25 protein-coding genes, 2 rRNA genes and 2 other annotated features (1 of these 29 running past the window's edge) are annotated in these 25,818 nt (G+C 38.5%); all 27 genes read right to left on the reverse strand.

Translation table 11 applies throughout. The features are described 5' to 3' along the window. Position 1 precedes the first annotated feature (1 nt). Positions 2 to 3,535, reverse strand: coding sequence for a DNA-directed RNA polymerase subunit beta (gene rpoB / locus AC3WVZ_RS26370; RefSeq protein ID WP_000147553.1), 3,534 nt, complete (start codon positions 3,533 to 3,535; stop codon positions 2 to 4). A gap of 291 nt (positions 3,536 to 3,826) precedes the next feature. Next, a complete protein-coding gene (locus AC3WVZ_RS26375; protein ID WP_000763266.1) occupies positions 3,827 to 4,426 on the reverse strand; it encodes a class I SAM-dependent methyltransferase in 600 nt (199 codons plus the stop codon). 76 nt (positions 4,427 to 4,502) lie between these two features. After that, positions 4,503 to 4,862 carry a 50S ribosomal protein L7/L12 gene (rplL, locus tag AC3WVZ_RS26380; protein WP_233935652.1) on the reverse strand — a complete coding sequence of 120 codons (360 nt, stop codon included), beginning with the start codon at positions 4,860 to 4,862 and terminating at the stop codon, positions 4,503 to 4,505. Positions 4,863 to 4,929: 67 nt separating this feature from the next. Further along, complete coding sequence (rplJ, locus tag AC3WVZ_RS26385) at positions 4,930 to 5,430, reverse strand: 50S ribosomal protein L10 (protein ID WP_000048716.1); 501 nt, start codon at positions 5,428 to 5,430, stop codon at positions 4,930 to 4,932. A 39-nt stretch (positions 5,431 to 5,469) separates the two neighbouring features. Continuing rightward, positions 5,470 to 5,614, reverse strand: a sequence feature (ribosomal protein L10 leader region). Between the two features lie 49 nt (positions 5,615 to 5,663). Beyond that, the gene (gene rplA, locus AC3WVZ_RS26390; RefSeq protein ID WP_001987630.1) at positions 5,664 to 6,356 is read right to left on the reverse strand and encodes a 50S ribosomal protein L1; all 693 of its coding nucleotides are present in this window, start codon (positions 6,354 to 6,356) and stop codon (positions 5,664 to 5,666) included. A 175-nt stretch (positions 6,357 to 6,531) separates the two neighbouring features. Then, positions 6,532 to 6,957 carry a 50S ribosomal protein L11 gene (gene rplK / locus AC3WVZ_RS26395; protein WP_001085872.1) on the reverse strand — a complete coding sequence of 142 codons (426 nt, stop codon included), beginning with the start codon at positions 6,955 to 6,957 and terminating at the stop codon, positions 6,532 to 6,534. Between the two features lie 167 nt (positions 6,958 to 7,124). Then, the gene (gene nusG / locus AC3WVZ_RS26400; RefSeq protein ID WP_000415794.1) at positions 7,125 to 7,658 is read right to left on the reverse strand and encodes a transcription termination/antitermination protein NusG; all 534 of its coding nucleotides are present in this window, start codon (positions 7,656 to 7,658) and stop codon (positions 7,125 to 7,127) included. Positions 7,659 to 7,789: 131 nt separating this feature from the next. Continuing rightward, entirely contained in the window at positions 7,790 to 7,969 is a 180-nt protein-coding gene (secE, locus tag AC3WVZ_RS26405; RefSeq protein WP_001241323.1) for a preprotein translocase subunit SecE, read from the reverse strand. A 32-nt stretch (positions 7,970 to 8,001) separates the two neighbouring features. After that, the gene (gene rpmG / locus AC3WVZ_RS26410; RefSeq protein WP_014481927.1) at positions 8,002 to 8,148 is read right to left on the reverse strand and encodes a 50S ribosomal protein L33; all 147 of its coding nucleotides are present in this window, start codon (positions 8,146 to 8,148) and stop codon (positions 8,002 to 8,004) included. A gap of 136 nt (positions 8,149 to 8,284) precedes the next feature. After that, positions 8,285 to 8,944 carry an RNA polymerase factor sigma-70 gene (locus AC3WVZ_RS26415; protein WP_000387193.1) on the reverse strand — a complete coding sequence of 220 codons (660 nt, stop codon included), beginning with the start codon at positions 8,942 to 8,944 and terminating at the stop codon, positions 8,285 to 8,287. A gap of 67 nt (positions 8,945 to 9,011) precedes the next feature. Further along, entirely contained in the window at positions 9,012 to 9,524 is a 513-nt protein-coding gene (locus tag AC3WVZ_RS26420) for an NYN domain-containing protein (RefSeq protein ID WP_000997886.1), read from the reverse strand. 3 nt (positions 9,525 to 9,527) lie between these two features. Then, on the reverse strand, positions 9,528 to 10,271 hold the full coding sequence (gene rlmB, locus AC3WVZ_RS26425; protein ID WP_000200237.1) for a 23S rRNA (guanosine(2251)-2'-O)-methyltransferase RlmB: 744 nt from the start codon (positions 10,269 to 10,271) through the stop codon (positions 9,528 to 9,530). Continuing rightward, positions 10,268 to 10,675 (reverse strand): Mini-ribonuclease 3, encoded by a 408-nt coding sequence (locus AC3WVZ_RS26430; RefSeq protein WP_000564261.1) that lies wholly within the window; start codon positions 10,673 to 10,675, stop codon positions 10,268 to 10,270. The genes rlmB and AC3WVZ_RS26430 overlap by 4 nt, the downstream gene beginning before the upstream one ends. Before the next feature lie 2 nt (positions 10,676 to 10,677). Next, a complete protein-coding gene (gene cysS / locus AC3WVZ_RS26435) occupies positions 10,678 to 12,075 on the reverse strand; it encodes a cysteine--tRNA ligase (protein ID WP_000152276.1) in 1,398 nt (465 codons plus the stop codon). Then, positions 12,056 to 12,721, reverse strand: a complete 666-nt coding sequence (gene cysE, locus AC3WVZ_RS26440) for a serine O-acetyltransferase (RefSeq protein WP_000476497.1) — start codon at positions 12,719 to 12,721, stop codon at positions 12,056 to 12,058. Before cysE ends, cysS begins: the two co-directional genes overlap by 20 nt. Before the next feature lie 150 nt (positions 12,722 to 12,871). After that, positions 12,872 to 13,118 (reverse strand) — a binding site (T-box leader). 47 nt (positions 13,119 to 13,165) lie between these two features. After that, positions 13,166 to 14,623 (reverse strand): glutamate--tRNA ligase, encoded by a 1,458-nt coding sequence (gltX, locus tag AC3WVZ_RS26445; RefSeq protein WP_000415143.1) that lies wholly within the window; start codon positions 14,621 to 14,623, stop codon positions 13,166 to 13,168. 89 nt (positions 14,624 to 14,712) lie between these two features. Continuing rightward, entirely contained in the window at positions 14,713 to 15,189 is a 477-nt protein-coding gene (gene ispF, locus AC3WVZ_RS26450) for a 2-C-methyl-D-erythritol 2,4-cyclodiphosphate synthase (RefSeq protein WP_000488386.1), read from the reverse strand. A 116-nt stretch (positions 15,190 to 15,305) separates the two neighbouring features. Beyond that, a complete protein-coding gene (ispD, locus tag AC3WVZ_RS26455; protein ID WP_000288284.1) occupies positions 15,306 to 15,986 on the reverse strand; it encodes a 2-C-methyl-D-erythritol 4-phosphate cytidylyltransferase in 681 nt (226 codons plus the stop codon). A gap of 16 nt (positions 15,987 to 16,002) precedes the next feature. Continuing rightward, a complete protein-coding gene (locus AC3WVZ_RS26460) occupies positions 16,003 to 17,112 on the reverse strand; it encodes a PIN/TRAM domain-containing protein (protein WP_000919677.1) in 1,110 nt (369 codons plus the stop codon). Positions 17,113 to 17,272: 160 nt separating this feature from the next. Continuing rightward, positions 17,273 to 18,346 carry a DNA integrity scanning diadenylate cyclase DisA gene (gene disA, locus AC3WVZ_RS26465; protein ID WP_000392163.1) on the reverse strand — a complete coding sequence of 358 codons (1,074 nt, stop codon included), beginning with the start codon at positions 18,344 to 18,346 and terminating at the stop codon, positions 17,273 to 17,275. 3 nt (positions 18,347 to 18,349) lie between these two features. After that, the gene (gene radA / locus AC3WVZ_RS26470) at positions 18,350 to 19,726 is read right to left on the reverse strand and encodes a DNA repair protein RadA (protein ID WP_001085202.1); all 1,377 of its coding nucleotides are present in this window, start codon (positions 19,724 to 19,726) and stop codon (positions 18,350 to 18,352) included. 95 nt (positions 19,727 to 19,821) lie between these two features. Then, positions 19,822 to 22,257, reverse strand: a complete 2,436-nt coding sequence (gene clpC, locus AC3WVZ_RS26475) for an ATP-dependent protease ATP-binding subunit ClpC (protein WP_000971183.1) — start codon at positions 22,255 to 22,257, stop codon at positions 19,822 to 19,824. A 22-nt stretch (positions 22,258 to 22,279) separates the two neighbouring features. Beyond that, a complete protein-coding gene (mcsB, locus tag AC3WVZ_RS26480) occupies positions 22,280 to 23,344 on the reverse strand; it encodes a protein-arginine kinase McsB (protein WP_000050842.1) in 1,065 nt (354 codons plus the stop codon). Between the two features lie 4 nt (positions 23,345 to 23,348). Further along, the gene (gene mcsA, locus AC3WVZ_RS26485) at positions 23,349 to 23,897 is read right to left on the reverse strand and encodes a protein-arginine kinase activator protein McsA (protein WP_000128399.1); all 549 of its coding nucleotides are present in this window, start codon (positions 23,895 to 23,897) and stop codon (positions 23,349 to 23,351) included. A 170-nt stretch (positions 23,898 to 24,067) separates the two neighbouring features. After that, positions 24,068 to 24,529: a transcriptional regulator CtsR gene (gene ctsR / locus AC3WVZ_RS26490; protein ID WP_001244565.1), complete on the reverse strand. Its 462-nt coding sequence runs from the start codon at positions 24,527 to 24,529 to the stop codon at positions 24,068 to 24,070. Between the two features lie 208 nt (positions 24,530 to 24,737). After that, positions 24,738 to 24,853: ribosomal RNA gene (gene rrf / locus AC3WVZ_RS26495) — 5S ribosomal RNA — on the reverse strand. A 49-nt stretch (positions 24,854 to 24,902) separates the two neighbouring features. Further along, positions 24,903 to 25,818, reverse strand: a 23S ribosomal RNA gene (locus AC3WVZ_RS26500); it runs 2,006 nt beyond the window's last position.

Consider the following 25,818-nt stretch of genomic DNA (forward strand, 5'->3'; position numbering starts at 1 on the left):
ATTATTCCTTAGTTGTCTCAACTTCGACATTCAATTTATCTGCTGATTGATGATCATCGTCATCTTCTGTATCACGCATTTCAATTTCTGTATCGTCGCTAGACATCATTTTAACGTCCATACCTAAACTTTGCAGCTCTTTAATCAATACTTTGAATGATTCAGGAACGCCTGGTTCTGGAACATTTTCGCCTTTAACAATTGCTTCATAAGTCTTAACACGTCCAACAACATCATCAGACTTCACTGTTAAGATTTCTTGAAGAGTATAAGCAGCACCGTAAGCTTCAAGTGCCCAAACCTCCATCTCACCGAAACGCTGTCCACCGAACTGAGCTTTACCTCCAAGAGGTTGCTGCGTTACAAGTGAGTATGGTCCAGTAGAACGAGCATGAAGTTTATCGTCAACCATGTGCGCAAGTTTGATCATATACATGACACCAACAGATACGCGGTTATCGAATGGTTCACCAGTACGTCCGTCATACAGGATTGTTTTCGCGTCATTTGCCATACCAGCTTCTTCAATTGTGCCCCAAACATCTTCCTCACGAGCACCATCGAATACTGGTGTTGCAATGTGAATGCCAAGGTATCTTGCTGCCATACCAAGATGAAGCTCTAATACCTGACCGATATTCATACGAGATGGTACCCCTAATGGGTTTAACATGATATCGATTGGCGTACCGTCTGGTAGGTAAGGCATATCTTCTTCTGGTAAAATACGAGAAATAACACCTTTGTTACCGTGACGTCCGGCCATCTTGTCACCTTCAGAAATTTTACGTTTTTGAACGATATATGCACGTACAAGTTGATTCACGCCTGGTGGCAATTCATCGCCATCTTCACGGTTGAATACTTTTACGTCTAAGATAATACCGCCACCACCGTGTGGTACACGTAGTGATGTATCACGTACTTCACGCGCTTTTTCTCCAAAGATAGCATGTAATAGACGTTCTTCAGCTGTTAATTCTGTTACACCTTTAGGTGTTACTTTACCAACAAGTAAATCTCCATCTTTTACTTCAGCACCAACGCGAATGATACCGCGCTCGTCAAGGTTACGTAATGCGTCTTCCCCAACGTTTGGAATGTCACGTGTAATTTCTTCTGGTCCAAGCTTCGTATCACGAGCTTCTGATTCATATTCTTCAATATGAATAGAAGTGTACACATCATCTTTTACAAGGCGCTCACTCATGATGATCGCATCCTCGTAGTTATAACCGTCCCAAGTCATGAAGCCAACAAGCACGTTACGTCCAAGTGCTAGTTCACCTAATTCCATAGAAGGACCATCCGCAAGGATTTCACCTTTTACAACTTCATTTCCAACACTTACGATTGGACGTTGGTTGTAACAAGTTCCTTGGTTAGAACGAATGAATTTTTGCATTTTGTAGCGATCTAAGTCGCCTTTTACTGTTTGACCGTCAACTTCTACATAGCGACGTACCCAAACTTCACGTGCTTCTACGCGCTCAACAACACCAGGATGTTTACAGATTACTGCAGCACCTGAGTCTTTTGCTGATACGTACTCCATACCTGTACCTACAATCGGAGATTCCGGATTCATTAACGGAACCGCCTGACGTTGCATGTTCGCTCCCATAAGTGCGCGGTTAGAGTCATCGTTTTCTAAGAACGGAATACAAGCTGTCGCTGCCGACACTACTTGTTTTGGAGATACATCCATGTAGTCGATGCGTTCTCTATTTGTGACAATGTTTTCACCACGGAAACGAGCTACGATATCTTCACTTAGGAATTCACCTTCGTCAGATAATTTCATATTCGCTTGGGCTACAACATAGTTATCTTCTTCATCTGCTGTTAAGTAATCAACATGCCCTGTTACAAGACCAGTTTCTGGGTCAACACGACGGTATGGTGTTTCAATGAAACCAAACTCATTTACTTTCGCGAACGAAGATAATGAGTTAATCAAACCGATGTTTGGTCCCTCTGGTGTTTCAATCGGACACATACGACCGTAGTGAGAGTAATGAACGTCACGCACTTCAAAGCCTGCGCGCTCACGCGTTAAACCACCAGGTCCTAATGCAGATAGTCTTCGTTTGTGAGTTAACTCTGCTAATGGGTTTGTTTGGTCCATAAACTGAGATAACTGAGAACTTCCGAAGAACTCTTTAATAGATGCAATAACAGGACGAATATTAATTAGTGCCTGTGGTGTAATTGCATTTGTATCTTGGATCGACATTCTCTCACGAACAACACGTTCCATACGAGAAAGACCGATACGGAATTGATTTTGTAACAGTTCTCCAACAGAACGCAGACGACGGTTTCCTAAATGGTCAATATCATCTGTATCCCCTACTTTGTATAGTAGGTTGAAGAAGTAACTGATAGAAGCAAGGATATCACCTGGTGTGATGTGTTTCACATCACGAGTAATGTTTGCATTACCAATTACATTAATTACGCGTTCGCCTTCCGACTCAGGAGCATAAATCTTAATAGATTGCAGCTCAACATCGCCTTCTACCACTCCACCCATTGGTTTCGCTGTTTTGAATCCAATGTTCTTCTCTAAGTAAGGTAAAATGCGATCAAGTGTACGACGATCTAAGATTGTTCCTTCTGCCGCTAAAATTTCACCAGTTTCTGGATCCACTAATGTTTCAGCTAAACGTTGATTAAACAATCTGTTTTTAATGTGTAACTTCTTGTTAATCTTATAGCGACCTACATTTGCTAAATCGTAGCGCTTTGGATCAAAGAAACGAGACACAAGTAAGCTCTTAGCATTTTCTACTGTTGGTGGTTCACCAGGACGTAGACGCTCATAAATTTCAAGCAATGCTTTTTCTGTGCTATCTGTGTTGTCTTTTTCTAATGTGTTGCTTAAGTATTCGTTATCACCTAAAAGCTCGGTGATTTCTTGATCAGAGCCAAACCCTAATGCGCGTAACAAAACAGTTACAGGAAGTTTACGCGTACGGTCAATACGCACATATACAACATCCTTAGCATCTGTCTCATACTCTAACCAAGCTCCGCGGTTTGGAATTACAGTAGCAGTAAAACCACGTTTTCCGTTTTTATCCACTTTGCCACTATAGTATACGCTTGGAGAGCGAACTAACTGGGAAACGATAACACGTTCTGCACCGTTAATTACGAATGTTCCAGTCTCTGTCATGAGTGGGAAATCTCCCATGAACACATCTTGTTCTTTTACTTCACCAGTTTCCTTGTTGATTAGACGCACTTTTACACGAAGTGGTGCTGCATACGTCACATCACGCTCTTTGCATTCGTCTACAGAGTATTTAGGTTCACCTAAGCTGTAGTCGATAAATTCAAGCGATAGATTTCCCGTAAAGTCTTCAATCGGAGAAATGTCTTGGAACATTTCTCGCAAACCCTCATCAAGAAACCACTGATAAGAAGAGGTTTGAATTTCGATAAGATTTGGTAACTCTAATACTTCACTAATACGGGCATAACTTCTTCGTTGGCGGTGGCGTCCGTATTGAACTAGTTGACCTGTCAACTGCTTCACCCCTCAAATCATGAGTATTATAAATGCACAAAAAAATTTGTGCAAAATCACAAATAAATACAACTACTGCTATTAGCGTAGTCTCTTTCTCTTAAAGATAAATACGTTGAGTCTTTCTACCTGCTCAAAAAAGAAAAATGGCTTCTATAAGAAAACCATCATTCTGTTTCATAATCTGCTGATTTTACTATCTTTTCCAAGAGAAACAAAAATATACATCTTTCTCAACGCAGAAAATCATATATTGGCATTGTATAATGTTAACATAGCCAAAAATAACCGTCAACGTTTTTTTGATTTTATGATATAATATCCTTTTTTCTTTTCTACAACCTCAACCTCAGAAAATACTTCTTCTAGTTTTTTTAGCGCAGACGGTGCACCTTGTTTCTTTTGAATAACAATCCAAAGTTCTCCACCTGGAACTAAATACTCCACAGCTTTTTCTAAAATCTCATGTACGATATCTTTACCCGCACGAATTGGAGGGTTAGATAGAATAGCAGCATACTTACCATCTACATTTTCATAGACGCTACTTTGAAAAATACGTATATTCTCGATTTTGTTATTAGCGGCGTTTTCTTTCGCAAGCCCAAGTGCCCTCTCATTCACATCCACCATGTGAACTTCACGACCTTGAAACTCTTTCGCTAACGACAAACCAATAGGACCGTATCCGCAACCTACGTCTAATATATTACCTTTAATATCTGGCATTTGAAACGCTTCAATTAAAAGACGGGAACCAAAGTCCACTTCGTTTTTCGAGAACACCCCATGGTCAGATAAGAAAGTAAATCGAGATCCACGAAGGGCAAACTCCCATCGCTTACGATCACTTTTACTAGAAGGGTCGTTAGAAAAATAATGGTCTGCCATATGGCCACCTCTTTTCTTTACAGTTAAAAAAAAAGCTCGCATGAGAGCGAGCTTTTTTTAAAGCATCAAAAGTTAATTACTTAACTTCTACAGCAGCGCCAACTTCTTCAAGTTTAGCTTTGATTTCTTCAGCTTCTTCTTTAGCAGCAGCTTCTTTGATTACTTTTGGAGTGTTGTCAACTAATTCTTTAGCTTCTTTTAAGCCAAGACCAGTGATTTCACGAACAACTTTGATAACTTTGATTTTTTGTGCACCAGCGCTAGTTAGTTCCACATCAAATTCAGTTTTCTCAGCAGCAGCTTCTCCAGCGCCACCAGCAACAGCTACAGGAGCAGCAGCAGCTACGCCGAATTCTTCCTCGATAGCTTTTACTAAGTCGTTAAGTTCTAATACAGTCATAGATTTAACCGCTTCAATGATTTGTTCTTTAGTCATTGTAAATATCCTCCCTTAAATAGGTTTGTATTGTTTTATCGATAATACGTAATTATCTTTTAAAAAATTAAGCGCCTTGCTCTTCCTTTTGGTCTGCAACTGCTTTAGTAGCAAGTGCAAGGTTACGGATTGGAGCTTGAAGAACGCTAAGAAGCATAGAAAGTAAGCCTTCACGTGATGGAAGAGTAGCGATTGCTTTAACCTCATCAAGTGTTACAAGTTTACCTTCGATTACGCCCGCTTTAATTTCTAAAGCTTCATGATCTTTAGCGAAGTCGTTTAATACTTTCGCAGGAGCAACTACATCCTCGTTACTGAACGCGATTGCGTTTGGTCCTGTTAAGAATTCATTTAACTCAGCCATTTCAGCAGATTCTGCAGCACGACGAGTTAGAGAGTTTTTGTAAACTTTGAACTCAACGCCAGCTTCACGTAATTGCTTACGTAATTCTGTTGCTTCAGAAACTGTTAAACCACGGTAGTCAACAACGATTGTAGATTTACTAGCGCGAAGTTTGTCCGCGATTTCAGTTACAACTTGTTGTTTAGTTTCGATTACTTTGCTCATGTTATTACACCTCCTGTAGATTATATAGAAGATGTACCGAAAGTGCACTAAAAACCTCCATGCCCAACTTGTAGACATGGAGGCATATAATCACAGAAAAAAGATTCCGCTTCGTATATTAACACCTAGGTAGGAAATTAAGTCTATTGACACCTACTGTCTACGGTACACTAATTAAATTCACAACATAAATGATTATATTAAAACTTCTTTATGAAGTCAACTTCCAAAATTTACGCTAATGTAGAAACGTCTACACGTACGCCAGGTCCCATTGTAGAAGCAACTGTTACGTTCTTCATGTAAGTACCTTTTGCAGCAGCTGGCTTAACTTTTTGTAAAGTGTCAGCAATTGTTTTGAAGTTTTCTACTAATTTAGCATCTTCGAAAGATACTTTACCGATTGGAACGTGGATGTTACCAGCTTTATCAACGCGGTATTCAACTTTACCAGCTTTGATTTCGTTAACAGCTTTAGTTACATCGAAAGTAACTGTTCCAGTTTTAGGGTTTGGCATTAAACCTTTAGGTCCTAATACGCGACCAAGTTTACCAACTTCACCCATCATGTCAGGAGTTGCTACTACTACATCGAAATCGAACCAACCTTGTTGGATTTTACCGATGTAATCAGTATCGCCTACGAAGTCAGCTCCAGCAGCTTCAGCTTCTTTAGCTTTTTCACCTTTAGCAAATACTAATACACGTTGTACTTTACCAGTACCGTGTGGAAGAACAACTGCGCCACGGATTTGTTGGTCAGCTTTCTTAGGGTCAACACCTAAACGGAATGCAGCTTCTACAGTTGCATCAAATTTAGCTGTGTTTGTTTTCTTTACTAATTCTACTGCTTCTGTTGCAGAGTAAGCAGCTGCACGATCAACAAGCTTTGCAGCTTCTACGTACTTTTTACCTCTTTTAGCCATTTTTATTTCCTCCTCGAATGTGGTTTTAGCGGAATAACCTCCCACGTTTACGCCTGTTTTCAGGTATAACCTGAGGATGAGCGCCATCCATTTATTTAAAAACGATAATCATTTACGATAATAAAGGTTGCGAATTGGAATTCCAGACCCGCAACCTTTTTTAAAACAAATCGAATTAGTCTTCGATAACGATGCCCATACTGCGTGCAGTACCTTCAACCATACGCATTGCAGCTTCTACGCTAGCAGCGTTTAGGTCAGGCATTTTAGTTTCAGCGATTTCGCGTACTTTATCACGCTTAACAGTTGCCACTTTATTACGGTTTGGTTCACCAGAACCAGACTCAATACCAGCTACTTTCTTAAGAAGAACAGCAGCAGGAGGAGTTTTAGTAATGAAAGTGAATGAACGGTCCTCAAATACCGTAATTTCAACAGGGATGATAAGACCAGCTTGATCTGCTGTACGAGCGTTAAACTCTTTACAGAAGCCCATGATGTTAACACCTGCTTGTCCTAATGCTGGACCAACTGGTGGAGCTGGGTTAGCTTTACCTGCAGGAATTTGAAGCTTTACCATTTTAATTACCTTTTTAGCCACGAGACACACCTCCTTAAGTCCGTGATGTGGTCAATTGGACAGTGATTTGCCCTCCCACGTCATATTTTATCTGTAAGGATAAAATCTTTCAAAAAACGTCTCCGATAACGAAGACGTACTGACTTAAAAGATATTATCACTTTTTACAATTCATTTCAAGTTTCATTTTATAATTTTTCAATTTGATGGAAGTCAAGTTCAACTGGAGTCTCGCGACCAAACATGTCCACAAGCACGCTAACCTTTTTCTTCTCCACATCAATTTCTTCAATAGCACCTGTATAATCTGCGAATGGCCCCTCATTTACACGTACTGTCTCATGAAGTTCAAAGTCGAAATCAACCACTTCGTTGTCCATTCCCATATGTTTCATAATGGTAACAACTTCCTCTTCTAATAGAGGTGATGGTTTAGATCCAGAACCAGAAGAACCAACGAACCCAGTTACACCCGGCGTGTTACGTACAACATACCAAGAGTCATCAGTCATGATTAATTCTACTAATACATAACCTGGGAACACTTTTCTTTTCATTAATTTTTCTTTTCCGTTTTTCATTTCTACTTCTACTTCTTCCGGGACAACAACACGGAAAATTTTATCTTGCATACCCATTGATTCTACACGTTTCTCTAGGTTTGCTTTTACTTTATTTTCATATCCAGAATAAGTATGGACAACATACCAACTTTTTTCCATTCATTTAGGACGAGCGTCCTTCCCTCCCTGACGTACATTTTTTTGCGCAAATGAAAAAACCCGTTCACCGGGCTTTTACACAGTTCTTATAAATAACATTATATCATGGATAAGTGCTTCTTATTCAAGAATTAACCAAGAATTAACCGAATTAAAGAAGAAATGCCCATATCAACTACTGCGAAGAAAATCGCAAAGAACACAACTGTAGCAACAACAGTCGCTGTTGAGCGGAGTAATTCATCTTTTTTAGGCCAACTTACTTTTTTCATTTCGCGACCTACATCGCCGAAAAAGTTCGTTAAACGCATCTGCGGGACCTCCAGTGTATTATTTCAATTATTTATTTTGTTTCCTTGTGAACTGTATGCTGATTGCATGTTTTACAAAACTTTTTTATTTCAAGTCGCTCTATTGAGCTCGTATCTTTCATAGTAGAGTAGTTTCGATTTTTACACTCTTCACATGAGAGTACAACTTTTTTCCTCATTAGTTACACCAACCTTGTAACATTATGTCCCTAAAAATGTATCATACAATAAAAGACAATGTCAATGACATGCATTTTGTACTCTCTACAAAAGAAAACAGGTGATTTATTTTACACCTGTAGCACTTGTTACTTCTTATGAATTTAAAGTTGTACTTTCTCTCATTTCCATATATCGTTCCAATTTTCTCTTTACTCTTTGTAAAGCGTTATCAATAGATTTCACATGCCTGTTTAACTGTTCTGAAATCTCTTGATAAGAACGACCATCTAAATATAAAGAAAGCACTTTCCTTTCTAAATCGCTTAATAATTCAGATATTTTTGATTCTATGTCTGTATATTCTTCCTGGCTAATGATCATCTCTTCAGGATCAGTCACCTTCGCTTCAGAAATAACATCCAATAACGTTCGATCAGATTCCTCATCGTAAATCGGCTTATCTAAAGACACATACGAATTTAAAGGAATATGTTTTTGTCTTGTTGCCGTTTTAATAGCGGTAATAATTTGTCGAGTGATACATAGTTCAGCAAATGCTTTGAATGAAGACAGCTTGTCCTCTTTATAATCACGAATTGCTTTAAACAACCCTATCATACCTTCTTGAACAATGTCTTCTCGATCGGCACCCACTAAAAAGTAAGATCTTGATTTCGCACGAACAAAGTTCTTATACTTGTGAATTAAATATTCTAGAGCGTCAGTATTACCTTTTCGAACTAACTCAACGATTGCCTCATCCTCTAAATCACGAAATGTAACGTCGCCTATACTTACGAAGCCTGCTTCCACCTTGATCCCTCCGACCGCTATTTATTTAGCAATATTATACAGTAAAAAGATAAAGAGCGTCAATGCTTCAACGCTCTCCTCTTCTTAATTTTTCTAATTTTTCTGTAATATCTTTACTAAATATCTTTCGCATGGCGGGCTGCTGTTCTTTCGTGTCTTTTGTGCGCCTTCTTACTTGTTGTTCCATCGCTTGTACTTCCAACTCTAATTCACGCGCAGATTTTCGAAGGGCACCTTGCCCAAATATAACCCATTGTTCTGTATAATCAGAAGTCGCAACATATATTTGTGTATTTATATTTCTAAGCTCTATCGCAAGTTGCTCTATCTTTTCGTCTGCAGTTTGATTCTTTCGTGTGAATATTACTTCTACACGAGATTGTTTCATCTTTTTTTCAATACCATGGACTGTATAGGCATCAAAGACTATCATCACTTTTGTACCTGTATAACCTTGATAATCCGCCATCTTATCAATAAGCGCATCTCTTGATGATTGTAAATCTACATCCCGCAGTTTCTTCAAATCTCCCCAAGCTCCGATAATGTTGTAACCGTCAACGATTAAAATATCGTTCATTTTTTATTTACCAATTTCGTGACGTTTACGATATACCTCATACATTAACAAACTTGCGGCTACTGAAGCATTTAAGGATGTAACTTTACCAACCATCGGTAAAGTGATTAAGAAATCACACTTTTCACCAATAATACGACTCATACCTTTTCCTTCACTACCAATTACTAACCCAATCGGCATTGTACCATCTAAATTACGGTAATCCGTTTTCCCTTTAGCATCTGTACCAGCAATCCAAAGTCCACGCTCTTTTAATTCATCAATTGTACGAGATAAGTTTGTTACGCGCGCAACAGGAATGTATTCAATCGCTCCTGTTGATGCTTTCGCAACTGATGCTGTAAGTCCCACAGCTCTTCTCTTCGGAATAATAATTCCATGAGCTCCTGTTGCATCAGCAGTACGCATAATAGAACCTAGGTTATGCGGATCTTCAATCTCATCTAAAATCAAGAAGAATGGATCTTCATTACGTTTTTCTGCCACTTTGAATAAATCTTCTAACTCTGCATACTGATATGCAGCTACTTGAGCAATTACACCTTGATGATTACCCTCAACTAATTGATCTAACTTTTTCTTTGGTGCATGTTGTAAAATAATCTTATTTTCTTTCGCTAACGCTAGTACAATTTGTACTTGTCCTTTGGCAGCACCTTCTGCGATCCAAATTTTATTAATATCTCTCCCTGATCTTAACGCTTCAATTACAGGGTTACGTCCGATAATATATTCACTAGTCATGATGATGTGCCCCCTTCCTTTTCTTCTAAAACTGCAATTGCCTTATATACAATTTCGTCTAATCTTTCACGATTATTTAATAAATGATGATAACCAATTAGCGCTTCAAAGGCTGTACTATGTCGATATGTTTGTACATCCGTATTTTTCGGAACTGTACCTGAATTTGCATTACGCCCTCTTCTTAATACCGCCTCTTCTTCCTCTGTCAAAAATGCCGTCTCTAATAAATGATAAACAACTTTCGCCTGTGCTTTTGCTGAAACAAAGCTCGTCCCTAAGCGGTGTAATTGATTAGGGCGAACTTTTCCTTTTTGAAGGAGGTGATAGCGGATATATTGTTCATATACCGCATCACCCATATACGCTAACGCCAAGCTGTTTAATTGCTTTGCATCGATCATCCTTATCCTCTTTTCCATCTTGTACCTTGAGCGGTATCTTCTAAAATAATATTACGTTCTTTTAAATCGTCACGAATTTGATCAGACAATGCAAAATCACGATTTTTACGAGCTTCAATGCGCTTTTGGATAAGCTCTTCAATTTCTTCATCCAGTAATTCTTCTTTTGATAATTCTAATCCTAAAATATCAAATAACGTTTCCAGTTGTTTTACGTATGCTTCAATCACAACTTTAGATGTATGCTCTTCAAGTAAATATTGATTTGCATGATTTGCTACGTTGTATAATTCGGTAATTGCATTTGCAGTGTTAAAGTCATCATTCATTGCCTCTTCAAATGCAGTCTGGAATTTCTCTATTTCAGCTAACCATTTCTCATTATGATCCGTTAAATCCGTACTACTCTCCATACGATGCTTTAAGTTTCCATAAGCTGTTTTAATTCTTTCCAGTCCATTATTCGTACTTTGTAATAACTCTTCACTAAAGTTAATCGGGTGACGATAGTGTACTGATAACATAAAGAATCTAATTAACTGCGGGTCGTATTGCTTAATAATATCGTGAACTAAAATAAAGTTACCAAGCGATTTAGACATCTTCTCATTGTTAATATTAATATATCCATTATGCATCCAGTAACGTGCAAACGTTTTTCCAGTCAATGCCTCTGACTGCGCAATTTCATTTTCATGATGTGGGAAAGCCAAGTCTTGACCACCAGCATGAATGTCAATTGTATCCCCTAAGTACTTACGCGCCATTGCTGAGCATTCAATATGCCATCCTGGACGTCCTTGCCCCCAAGGGCTTTCCCAGAAGATTTCTCCTTCTTTCGCAGCTTTCCATAAAGCAAAATCAAGAGGGTCTTGTTTCTTTTCCCCTACCTCAATACGAGCACCGTGACGTAAATCTGCGATTGGTTGATGTGATAATTTACCGTAACCTTCGAATTCCTTCGTCTTAAAGTACACATCACCCTCTGATTCATATGCATACCCTTTATTCACAAGTTCTTGAATAAATTCAATAATGATATCCATATTTTCTGTTACACGAGGATGAACTGTTGCGTGTTTGCAACCTAGTGCTGTTACATCTTCAAAGTACGCTTCAACAAAACGATCAGCAATTGTCGGTACATCTTCACCTAATTCATTTGCCGCTTTAATTAATTTATCATCTACATCCGTAAAGTTAGATACATATTGCACATCGTATCCTTTGTATTCTAAATAACGACGCACTGTATCGAATACCATAGGAGGCCTTGCATTCCCAATATGAATGTAGTTATAAACTGTAGGTCCGCATACATACATCTTTACCTTATTTTCTTCTAATGGAACAAACTCTTCTTTTTGACGTGTTAACGTATTATAAATGTGAATAGTCATTTTTATCCTTCCTTTCTACCTTTAATTCCAATTGTTTCTTCAATTTATCAAGTTCTACTTCCATAGCCTTTAATTTATCAAAAATCGGATCCGGAAGGTCAGAGTGATTTAATTCTTGACCAATCTTTACTCCATTTTGAATAACGACACGGCCAGGTATACCTACAACTGTAGAATGTGCAGGAACTTCTTTTAATACGACAGACCCTGCTCCGATTTTAGAATTCTCTCCCACAGTAATAGAACCAAGAACTTTAGCACCCGTCGCAATTAATACATTATCCTGAATTGTTGGATGCCTCTTTCCTTTTTCTTTTCCTGTACCACCTAATGTAACCCCTTGATAAATCGTTACATTATCACCAATTTCACAAGTTTCTCCGATTACAACTCCCATTCCATGATCTATGAAAAAACGCCGACCAATTGTTGCTCCTGGATGGATCTCAATGCCAGTAAAAAAGCGGCTCACTTGTGAAACAAAACGTGCAAGAAAGAAAAAATTTCTTTTATAAAAAGCATGTGCAATTCGATGGGCCCAAACTGCATGTAATCCAGAGTAAGTTAAAATGACTTCGAAATAACCTCTTGCCGCTGGATCCTGTTCAAAAACGACTTCAATATCTTCCCGAAGCCTCTTAAACATCGGTGTTCCCTCCCCTTTATGGGCTGCTTTTTTGTCGAGCGAACTAACTCCCCTAACTCATCACTTCTCCCCTAATTCTTTATATAAGGAGATAAATTCTATATTCATACCTATTTACACGGTATAAAAAAAAGGCGTCTCTGTCATATTGACAGAGACGCCTTTTAAGCGCGGTTCCACTCTGTTTAGGCTTAAAAAAGCCTCAAACTCATCCATGATAACGGTGTAAACCGCTTCTGCTTACTTTGCGGCCTAAGACATCCCACGAAGCAATTCGCTGTTCAGCAGAAGACTCGAAGGGGCATTTCAAAAATCCGCTTATAAACCACTCCCAGCCTAAAGGTGGTTCTCTCTGTAAAAAGCCTGATTTTCTACTTCTCCTTCTCGTCGCTTTTCCTTATTAGGTTTTAGGTATACTTATTATATTTCTAAACCTAGAAAATGTTAACCAATTACTTTTTGAAGACGATTTAAAACTTTTTCTTTTCCAAGAAGTGCAATAGCATTCGGAAGCTCTGGACCATGCGTTTGTCCTGTAGTTGCAACACGGATTGGCATAAATAAATTTTTACCTTTATGTCCTGTTTCCTTTTGAACTGCTTTAATCGCTGCCTTAATTGCTGCTGGCTCCATTGCTTCTAGAGCTTCTATTTGACCAGCAAATGCACGAAGTACTTCAGGTACTTGTTCACCATTTAATACTTCTTGTCCTTCTTCTTCATAATCAACATGATCTTTAAAGAACATTTCAGAAAGCTCTACAATTTCAGCTCCAAAACTCATTTGTTCATGGTATAAAGCAATTACATCACGAATCCAAGCTTGGTCTTGTTCGCTTAAAGTTTCTCCCACACGTCCAGCTTTCACTAAATGCGGTAAGCTTAACTCTACAACCGTATCTAAATCTTGCTTTTTCATATACTGGTTGTTCATCCATTTTAGTTTTTGAGAATCAAATAATGCAGGTGATTTTGATAAACGAGCTGCATCGAACATTTTGATAAACTCATCTTTAGAGAAGATTTCTTCTTCTCCTACCGGAGACCAACCTAGTAGTGCAATAAAGTTAAAGATTGCTTCTGGAAGATACCCAAGCTCTTTATATTGCTCAATAAATTGAATAATAGATTCATCACGCTTACTTAACTTTTTACGACTTTCATTAACAATTAGAGTCATATGACCGAATTGTGGAATATCCCAGCCGAAAGCTTCATAAATCATCATTTGTTTCGGTGTATTTGAAATATGATCATCACCACGAAGTACATGTGTAATTTCCATTAGATGATCATCTACTGCTACTGCAAAGTTATAAGTTGGAATTCCATCCTTTTTCACAATAACAAAATCACCGAAATCATTTGAATGGAACGCAACTTCATCTTTTACAATATCTTTGAATGTGTAGTCACGATCAGCTGGTACACGGAAACGAATACTTGGAATACGTCCCTCAGCTTCAAATTCTTTCACTTGTTCTTCAGTTAATTCACGGTGGTTACCTGCGTAACGAGGTGTTTCACCGCGAGCGATTTGTCCTTCACGCTCTGCTTCTAGCTCTTCTTCTGTCATATAACATTTATAAGCTAGACCACGCTCTAATAAATCTTCATATAATTTTTTATAAATATCTAAACGCTCTGTTTGGCGATATGGTCCAAATTCACCACCAACATCAACACCTTCATCCCAGTCCATACCGAGCCATTTCAAGTATTTTAATTGGCTTTCTTCTCCACCAGCCACGTTACGTTTTACATCAGTATCTTCAATACGAATAATAAATTTGCCATCTAAATGACGAGCAAATAAATAATTAAATAATGCCGTACGCGCATTTCCGATATGTAAGTGTCCTGTTGGACTTGGCGCGTAGCGCACTCTCACTTGCTTTTCCATAATTGGTACACCTTCCATTCTTAATGTCAACACATTCTATAATTGTACACCAAAAAAATGTGATTATCCATCTTACGAATTAAAAACCATTATTTTTTCTGTAATAAAACAACCGCTTGAGAAGCAATCCCTTCTTCTCTACCTGTAAATCCTAATTTTTCTGTTGTTGTTGCCTTTACATTAATGTTATCGATAGACGTTTCTAACAGTTCACTAATGCGCTTACGCATACTCTCAATATGTGGTGCCATTTTTGGTTTTTGAGCAATAATTGTACAATCTAAATTTCCTAACTCGTAACCTTGTTCACGCACAAATTCCCAAACTTTTTGTAACAATACAGCTGAATCTGCATCTTTAAAAGCTGGGTCTGTATCAGGAAAATGCTTTCCGATATCTCCTGCTGCAATCGCACCTAAACATGCATCAGCAATCGTATGTAACAATACATCTGCATCTGAATGGCCGATTAATCCTTTCTCGTGTGGAATTGTAATTCCACCGATAATCAACGGGCGCCCTTCCGCAAATTCATGTACATCAAAACCTTGTCCAATTCGAAACATCCTTACTTCCTCCTTAAGCTAAACTACTGAGCTTTATGACTCTATATTATATCGCTATCCTTATAAAGAAAAGCCCGGCTGTTGCCGAGCTTTTCTTTATTAACACGTCATCAATGTTATTTCTTTTGAACACGTAGGAAACTTTCAGCAATTAATAGATCTTCCGGAGTCGTCACTTTAATATTATAGTAACTCCCCTCTACTACACCTACTTGCTTCCCAACACGTTCTACAAGACTTGCATCATCTGTGCCAAGAAAACAACTTTGCTTTGCGCTTCTATGAGCTTCTAGCAAAAGAGAAACAGAGAATCCTTGTGGTGTTTGTACAGCGTTGAGTTGAGATCGCTCTACCGTTTCTACAACAACACCCTGCTCTACTTTCTTAACAGTATCTTTTACTGGCACTGCACAAATGGAAGCTCCATATTTTTCTGCTGCAGTTAATACATCGCGAATCACTTTATTCGTTACGAACGGGCGCGCCCCGTCATGCACAAGAACATATTCGACACCACTCGCATACTGAAGTGCGTTATAGACGCTATCTTGTCTTTCGGCTCCACCCTGAATGAATTGTACGTGCTTTTCAATCTGGTACTTCTGCATTAACTCTTCAAAATACGGGCGTTCTTCTTCGTTAATTGCCATAATAATACTTTTGCACGCTTTATCTTTTTCAAAAGCACGCAATGTGTGCACAATAATTGGTACTTCATCTATAAGTAAAAATAACTTATTTTTACCAGCACCCATTCGTTTTCCTTGGCCCGCTGCCGGAATAATTAATGTATACATATTAATAATCCTCTACTTATAATGCTTTTTCTAACAATTTACGTTTTGCGAAAATCATACGACCAGCCGATGTTTGTAATACGCTAGTAACAAGTACGTCAAGTTGTGAACCCACATACTCTCTACCATCTTCTACTACAATCATCGTACCATCATCTAAGTATGCAACACCTTGATTTTGTTCTTTACCATCTTTCACAACATAAACACTTAATTCTTCACCAGGGAGTACGACTGGTTTAATCGCATTAGCTAAATCATTAATGTTTAACACCGTAACCCCTTGTAATTCTGAAACTTTGTTTAAATTGAAATCGTTTGTTACTACAGTTCCACCAGTGATTTTTGCCAACTTTACAAGCTTGCTATCTACTTCTTGGATATCATCGAAATCGCCTTCATAAATTTCTACAGGAATTGGCATCTCCTTTTGAATACGATTTAAAATGTCTAGCCCTCTGCGGCCACGATTACGCTTTAAAGCATCTGAAGAATCGGCAATATGCTGAAGCTCTTCTAATACGAATTGCGGAATGACAATTGTTCCTTCTAAAAACTTTGTTTGGCAAATATCTGCAATACGTCCGTCAATAATTACACTCGTATCGAGAATTTTCCAATGAGTCGTAGATTTTTCTGCTTCGACCTCTACCTCTTCATTCTCACTATTGTTTTTCTTCTTACCTCCGCGTTGGGGTAATGTAAATAATCCTAGCAATTCATTCCTCTTTTTAAATCCTACTTGGAATCCTAAATATCCAAGTAAAAGGGTGAAGAACACTTGCAACACCGTACTAATAACTGGAATTGTAAATTCACGAATTGGTATCAAAATTAAATATGCAACAATAAGACCAGAGATTAATCCTAATGTACCAAATAAAACATCTGCTACAGGCGCCTTTACAAGAGCCTCTTCAATATGCTTAATAAGTTGAACAATATAATCTACAAGCCAAAATGTTGTTAAAAATAAAATAATTGCACCAATAATTGCACGAACATACGATCCTTCCAACAAAGGAACCGCACCGATATCTAATACATTAATAATTTTGGGGATTAAGTAAATCCCTAACGCTCCCCCGATCACTAAAAAGAAGAGCTGTACAATCCGTTTTAACATCCAACCACCTCCTACTCATTATTAACCATTGTTTCGCTAATCAAAACGCCGAATGCAAAAGCGGACGTGTTTTTTTGTAAATAGTTTTATTTACCAATATATCATATCATATACCAAAAATGTTCTAGTGTCGTTATATTATAGAATCAATGTAATATTCTTAATTGTGTCTACTCATATAGAGATGCTCTTGAATTCTTTTTAGACCTTCTCGTATTTTCTTCGCTCTCACTTCTCCAATTCCTTCCACATCATCCAATTCATTAATAGTTGCTCGGCAAACACCTTGCAATGTTTTAAATCGATTAATTAAATTCTCGATAATAAGTGGCGGAACACGAGAAATCTTGCTTGTGATTCGGTACCCTCTAGGTGTCACACTTTCTTCTAAACTTGTTTGTCCTGGATAGCCAAGCAATTTAACTAAATCACTATCCTCTAAAAGTTGTGTATTTGCAAGATCTTGTAACTTTTTCAAGATTTGATGATGGTCTTGTGTTTTCTCCTGGTGATAATCTTTAATTAACAATGCTGCCTCTGCCTCTAAATCAGCTAGTAATTCTGTAAGCTGTAAACGAATTAACCTACCTTCTGTTCCTAACTCATGAATATAGCTCAATATTTCATTTTTAATACGCAGCACCATTTCAACACTATGTAAAACGTGAACCACCTCGGACATTGTAACGACCTCTTCAAATTCTAGAATACCCAAATTCGTAATGCCGTCATTCCATACAGCCTTATATTTTTCTAGCGTTTGAATTGCTTGATTTGCCTTCGTTAAAATGACACCTATATCTTTTAATGTATAACGTAAGTTCCCTTGATATAGCGTAATTACATTACGTCTTTGTGAAATGGCCACAACAAGGCTGCCCGTCTGCTTTGCTACACGCTCTGCTGTTCGGTGACGCATACCTGTTTCAATAGAATCAATAGATGAATCTGGAACTAACTGTGCGTTTGCAATTAAAATTTTACTTCCAGTTTCATTTAAAATAAGTGCTCCATCCATTTTTGCTAATTCATATAAACTAGCAGGAGAGAATGCGCAATTAATATGAAAACCACCATCAACAATGCTTTTAATCTGCTCATTATACCCAAGAACAATTAGTCCCCCCGTTTGTGCGCGAAGTACATTATCTATCCCTTCGCGCAGTGGTGTTCCTGGGGCCACGAGCTGTAAAATGTTAATCATACTTTTGACACGTTGCTTATTTTCTTCCATAGCCTAGCCTCCTAATGTCAAACGAAGCGCTTCTCCCAAATTAGAAACACCTACAACCTCAATCCCCTCTGGAATTGTCCATCCCCCTAAATTTTTTCTAGGAATGATAGCACGTTGAAATCCTAATTTAGCTGCTTCTTGTACACGTTGTTCAATTCTTGATACTCTTCTTATTTCTCCAGTTAATCCAACTTCTCCTATTACCGCATCAGTTGGTGCCGTAGATTTATCTCTAAAACTTGAAGCTATACTTAAGGCGACAGCTAAATCAATTGCCGGTTCGTCTAATTTCAAACCACCAGCTACTTTTAAATACGCATCTTGATTTTGTAATAGTAAACCTGTTCTTTTCTCTAGTACCGCCATAATAAGCGAGACACGATTATGATCAATTCCTGTCGCCATTCTTCGAGGATTTCCAAAACTAGTAGGGGAAATTAATGCCTGTATTTCTACTAAAACTGGTCTTGTTCCTTCCATTGAGGCAACTACTGTTGAACCTGCAACTCCAACTGGTCTTTCCTCAAGGAAAATTTCAGAAGGATTTAAGACTTCTGCAAGGCCAAGTTCTTTCATTTCAAAGATACCCATTTCATTCGTAGAACCAAAACGATTCTTTACAGCTCGTAAAATACGATATGTATGGTGTCGATCTCCTTCAAAGTAAAGAACTGCATCGACCATATGTTCTAGCATACGCGGTCCCGCAATTGCACCTTCTTTTGTCACATGTCCTACGATGAAAATTGGGATTCCCTTTGTTTTTGCAAGTTTCATTAATTCTGCTGTACATTCACGTACTTGCGCCACACTACCAGGAGCTGATGTCACCTCAGGTAAATGTATCGTTTGAATAGAATCAATAACAACAAAAGCAGGATTCATCTCTTCAATATGTGCTGCAATACGCTGTAAATCTGTCTCTGATACAACAAATAGATTACTACCATTTACATGTAAACGATCTGCACGAAGTTTAATCTGCTTTGCTGACTCCTCACCTGATATATACAATACATCATATGAAGCATCTGCTAATTGCGAGGAAATCTGTAATAATAACGTTGATTTTCCAATCCCAGGGTCCCCACCAATAAGTACTAAAGATCCATCTACAATTCCGCCACCTAGTACACGGTTAAACTCTTGAAATTTTGTTTCAATACGTGCCTCAGACTTTGTTTCTACTTCTGTAAGACGTCTTGGTTTTGTTACTTCTGTTTGAATTGCATTTGCATAATTTAGGCGTCTGGATGATACAACGGGTTCCATCTCTTCAACAAGCGAATTCCATTGACCACACCCTGGACATTTACCCATATATTTTGGTGATTGATAACCACACTCTTGACATGTGAATTTTGTTTTCTTTTTAGCCATATCTTTTTATATTTCACTTCGCTTTCATCTATAAACATTTGACCTTCTCGTACAAGAAAGAGGGCTATCTCGTAGCCCTCTTAGTTTGTCTATACTTATTTTACCTTTTCAGCACTATGAATGACAAATGTTTCCCCTTCTACATCAAAGATAACTTTTTGACCTTTCTCAATAGCACCTTTTAAAAGTTCTTCCGATAGTCTATCTTCTACATGCTTCTGAATTGCTCTACGTAGTGGACGAGCACCATATTCACGATCAAACCCTTTATCAGCAATAGCTGCAATCGCTCCTTCTGTTAAGTGCAATTCAATTTCTTGTTCTTTTAAGCGATTCACTAACTGATTTACCATAAGAGTCACAATTTCTTGAATATGTTTTTTCTCAAGCATATGGAATACGATAATTTCATCAATACGGTTTAAGAATTCTGGACGAAATGCCTTTTTCAGCTCATCCATTACTTTACCTTTCATATCCGAATAATCACGGCTTTCATCTTGTACGTTAAATCCAAGATGTTTGTTACGTTTTAACGCCTCAGCACCAACGTTAGACGTCATAATAACAATCGTATTACGGAAATCAACTGTACGTCCTTTAGAATCAGTTAAACGACCATCTTCCAATACCTGTAGTAGAATATTAAATACATCAGGATGTGCCTTCTCTACTTCATCTAATAGGACAACTGAATAAGGCTTACGACGAACCTTCTCTGTTAATTGTCCGCCTTCTTCATACCCAACATATCCTGGAGGAGAACCAACTAAGCGAGAAGTTGAATGTTTCTCCATATACTCAGACATATCAATGCGAATCATTGCATCCTCATCACCGAACATAGATTCTGCCAATGCTCTTGCTAATTCTGTTTTACCTACACCTGTTGGCCCTAAGAAAATAAATGAACCAATTGGACGTTTCGGATCTTTCAATCCTGCTCTTGCACGACGAACAGCTTTCGCTACAGCCACTACAGCTTCATCCTGACCGATGACACGATCATGAAGAATGGATTCTAAGTTTAATAATTTATCAGTCTCTGTTTGTGCAAGTTTAGAAACAGGGATACGTGTCCATGTAGAAACGACATTTGCAATATCTTCTACCGTAACCTCTGAATTTTCTTTTCCTTGTTGCTCTTTCCACTGACGTTTTGTATCTTCCAATTTCTCACGTAAGCGTTGTTCCATATCACGTAAGGAAGCAGCCTTTTCAAACTCTTGACTTTGTACAGCCGCATCTTTTTCTTTTCGAATTTCCTCAAGCTTCACTTCAAGCTCTTTTAAGTTTGGTGGTGTTGTATAAGAACGCAAGCGAACTTTTGAAGCAGCTTCATCAATTAAATCAATTGCTTTATCCGGTAAGAAACGATCCGTAATATAACGATCAGAAAGTTTTACAGCTGCATCAATTGCATCATCTGTAATAGACACACGGTGATGCGCCTCATAACGATCGCGTAACCCTTTCAAGATTTGAGTTGATTCTTCTAGACTCGGCTCATCAACATGAATTGGCTGGAAACGTCTCTCTAAAGCTGCATCCTTTTCAATATATTTACGATACTCATCTAAAGTTGTCGCACCAATACATTGTAATTCTCCGCGTGCTAAAGATGGTTTTAAAATATTCGATGCATCGATTGCACCTTCTGCTCCACCTGCACCGATTAATGTATGAAGTTCATCAATAAATAGAATAATATTCCCTGCTTGACGTATTTCATCCATTACTTTCTTTAAACGATCTTCAAACTCACCACGATATTTCGTCCCAGCTACCACTGTCCCCATATCTAGTGTCATAACACGCTTATCTCTTAACGTTTCAGGAACTTCATTATTTACGATTTGCTGTGCTAACCCTTCAGCAATTGCTGTTTTACCTACACCAGGCTCTCCAATTAACACTGGATTGTTTTTTGTTCTACGGCTTAACACTTCAATTACACGTTGAATTTCTTTACTACGTCCAATAACAGGATCCAAACGATTCTCACGTGCAACAACTGTTAAGTCGCGCGCTAAACTGTCTAGTGTCGGTGTATTTGCATTTGTCGATGAACCACCTTGGTGACCTGAACTTGCTTCGTTACTTCCAAGAAGTTGTAACACTTGTTGTCTTGCTTTGTTGAGGCTTACACCTAAATTATTTAATACACGTGCCGCTACACCTTCACCTTCACGGATTAAGCCAAGTAAAATATGTTCTGTTCCAACGTAAGAATGTCCTAGCTTACGCGCTTCATCCATAGACAATTCAATAACTTTTTTAGCACGAGGTGTATAATGTACAGTTTGAGAAGCTTCTGTTCCACGTCCAATTAACGCTTCTACCTCTTTTTGCACTTTCTCCGGGCTCAATCCAAGAGCAATTAACGCTTTTGCTGCAATTCCTTCACCTTCGCGTACAAGCCCAAGTAAAATATGTTCTGTTCCAATGTTATTATGCCCAATGCGAATTGCTTCCTCTTGAGATAAAGCTAATACTTTCTGTGCTCTTTCTGTAAATCTTCCAAACATCATAGAAATCGCCTCCTACTTGCGCTTAGTTTTTTTCAATACGTAATCGCTCACGGATTAAGGTTGCTCTTCGATAATCTCTTTCTTCTGGTCCTAAAGGTCCTCCTGCATATTGTTGTAAAATACCAGGTTGCGTAAGAACCATTAGCTCAGTCAAAATATTTCTCGATATACCTTTTATATATCCTAGATCAATACCGAGTCGTACATCCGATAAGCAAGTTGCCGCTTCTGCAGATTGAATTAAACGACTGTTTGCTAGTATACCGTAAGAACGATAAACCTTATCTTCAAGCTCAATGCTCGAATTTTGTACAATTAATTCTCTGGCCAATTTTTCTTGTTGTATAATTTGCTGCATGACACTCTTTAAATCTGCAATAATATCTTCTTCGGATTTCCCTAACGTCATTTGATTTGATACTTGAAATATATTACCTAACGCTTCGCTACCTTCACCGTATATTCCTCTTACTACTAAACCTAATTTTTGAATTACTTGTATAATACGGCTAATTCTTTTTGTTAAAACCAGCCCTGGTAAATGAATCATTACAGAAGCTCTTAATCCTGTACCAACGTTAGTAGGACAACTCGTAATATATCCAAGTGATTCATCAAAAGCATATTCAACCTCTTTCTCAATCCAATTATCTATTTGATTGGCGCTTTGAAGAGCCTTTGATAACTGTAGTCCTGGAAATAGGCACTGAATCCTAATGTGGTCTTCCTCATTAAGCATCACACTAATGTGTTCGCTTTCTGATAACAGACATGCTCCATATTCGGTCCCTGCTAGATTTGGACTAATTAAATGCTTTTCGACTAAAACTCTCCTTTGAAGAGGAGTTAGTTCATTCATTTTTAATAGTCCAAACTTCCCAAAGGGCTCTACCGCTTTATTTATAAATTTCTTTTTAAATAATTCTTGAACCTTTTGAGCTTCCTCTTCGTTTTGCATAGTAGAAAATTGATATTGCTTAAAATTACGAGCCAAACGAATTCGACTACTTAAAACAATATCAGAATCAGGGCCATCCCCCTTCATCCATGGACTAATCGCTTCATTCATAATTTTGTCCAGTGACATAGAACTACTCCCCCTCTCTATGCTCACTAAGCTGAGTTTCAAGCCCTCGAATTTCATCTCTTACCTCAGCAGCTTTCTCAAACTCCTCATTCTGTACATATTGTTTCAGAATAAGTTTTAGTTCATCTAATTCTTTCTTTAAGTGGATATTTCCTTCCATTCGTTCCGGAATTTTTCCACAATGTTCTGTATGTCCACCATGAAGTCGCTTTAACAATGGGTTTAAGTGTCCTTTAAATGTATCGTAACAAGAAGCACAACCAAAGCGTCCCACTTTTGTAAAATGTTCATATGTCATCTTACAATCTGGACATCTTACTGTATTTGTATTTGAAAACCCGTTTTTTCCTTCTCCAAACATTGTTGATTCACCGTGTAATAAACCAGCAAATACATCATGAAATGAAAAGTTAGACTGTGATGATTGAAAGAAAGACGTATAGCCACTTTGCTCCGCACATTGCTCACAAAGATGAACTTCCGCCTTCTTCTCGTTGATTACTTTTGTATAATGTAAAGTTGCTGGTCTTATATTACAGTTTTGACAAGTCATCAATATCCCCACCTTTACAACAGGAACGATCTACCTCATGATACTTTTCATACATTACTAGATTGTCCTCTTTCCTTAATCCACTCAGATAAAAGTACATGCTCTTTTTCAAAACTTCTACAATATTTAACTGCCCTATCTTAATTATCATTCTTTTACAAAAGCTGTATTTATTTATATTTCAGTGTTCTTAACATTGCGCATAATATTCGAGCCCTAAGTTCATCTCGAGAAGGAATATCCATTGATAATACAGAACGATCTAGTACACTTAACATTAATTTTGCTTCACGGCCTGTTATGATTCCCTCTTCTAATAAACGTATAATCATACTCTCTGCATTCCCTTGTGCAACGCTATGATCAATCATATGAAGCATTTGATCAATAATGTCTATATCATCATGCAGTTTGACTTTTATAATGCGAATGTAACCTCCTCCACCACGTTTACTTTCTACTACAAATCCTCTTTCTAATGTAAAACGGGTATTGATTACATAATTGATTTGAGATGGTACGCACTCGAATCGATCCGCAATCTCATTTCTTTTGATTTCAATCACATTATTATTACTTAAGTCAATAACTTGCTTTAGATATTGCTCAATGATATCAGATATATTTCTCATTTATCCGCCACCTTTATTGACTTTGACTATCTTTGACTTTAATTATATACGTATTAATAAAATTTGCAACTCTTTTGCTTATTCACTATCCTAGCCACATTCCCCTGCATTTAATCAAAATAGTAATTATTTAAGCATATTTTTTTAATTACTATGGATTATAAAAGAAAACACGAAAAAACACGAGTCATTTGACTCGTGTTTAGTTGCTTGGCGACGTCCTACTCTCACAGGGACAAGGTCCCAACTACCATCGGCGCTAGAGAGCTTAACTTCCGTGTTCGGTATGGGAACGGGTGTGACCTCTCTGCCATCATCACCAAACTATGAAGGCATATTCCTTCAAAACTAGATAACATTTGCTACATATTATATGGTTAAGTCCTCGATCTATTAGTATTCGTCAGCTCCACATGTCACCATGCTTCCACCTCGAACCTATCAACCTGATCATCTTTCAGGGATCTTACTAGCTTACGCTATGGGAAATCTCATCTTGAGGGGGGCTTCATGCTTAGATGCTTTCAGCACTTATCCCTTCCGCACATAGCTACCCAGCTATGCCCTTGGCAGAACAACTGGTACACCAGCGGTGCGTCCATCCCGGTCCTCTCGTACTAAGGACAGCTCCTCTCAAATTTCCTACGCCCACGACGGATAGGGACCGAACTGTCTCACGACGTTCTGAACCCAGCTCGCGTACCGCTTTAATGGGCGAACAGCCCAACCCTTGGGACCGACTACAGCCCCAGGATGCGATGAGCCGACATCGAGGTGCCAAACCTCCCCGTCGATGTGGACTCTTGGGGGAGATAAGCCTGTTATCCCCGGGGTAGCTTTTATCCGTTGAGCGATGGCCCTTCCATGCGGAACCACCGGATCACTAAGCCCGACTTTCGTCCCTGCTCGACTTGTAGGTCTCGCAGTCAAGCTCCCTTATGCCTTTGCACTCTACGAATGATTTCCAACCATTCTGAGGGAACCTTTGGGCGCCTCCGTTACACTTTAGGAGGCGACCGCCCCAGTCAAACTGCCCACCTGACACTGTCTCCCGGGTCGATAAGACCCGTAGGTTAGAATTTCAATACAGTCAGGGCGGTATCCCACCAGCGCCTCCACCGAAGCTAGCGCTCCGGTTTCAATGGCTCCCGCCTATCCTGTACAAACTGTACCAAAATTCAATATCAGGCTACAGTAAAGCTCCACGGGGTCTTTCCGTCCTGTCGCGGGTAACCTGCATCTTCACAGGTACTATAATTTCACCGAGTCTCTGGTTGAGACAGTGCCCA

The organism is Bacillus sp. CPT56D-587-MTF (assembly GCF_058792335.1).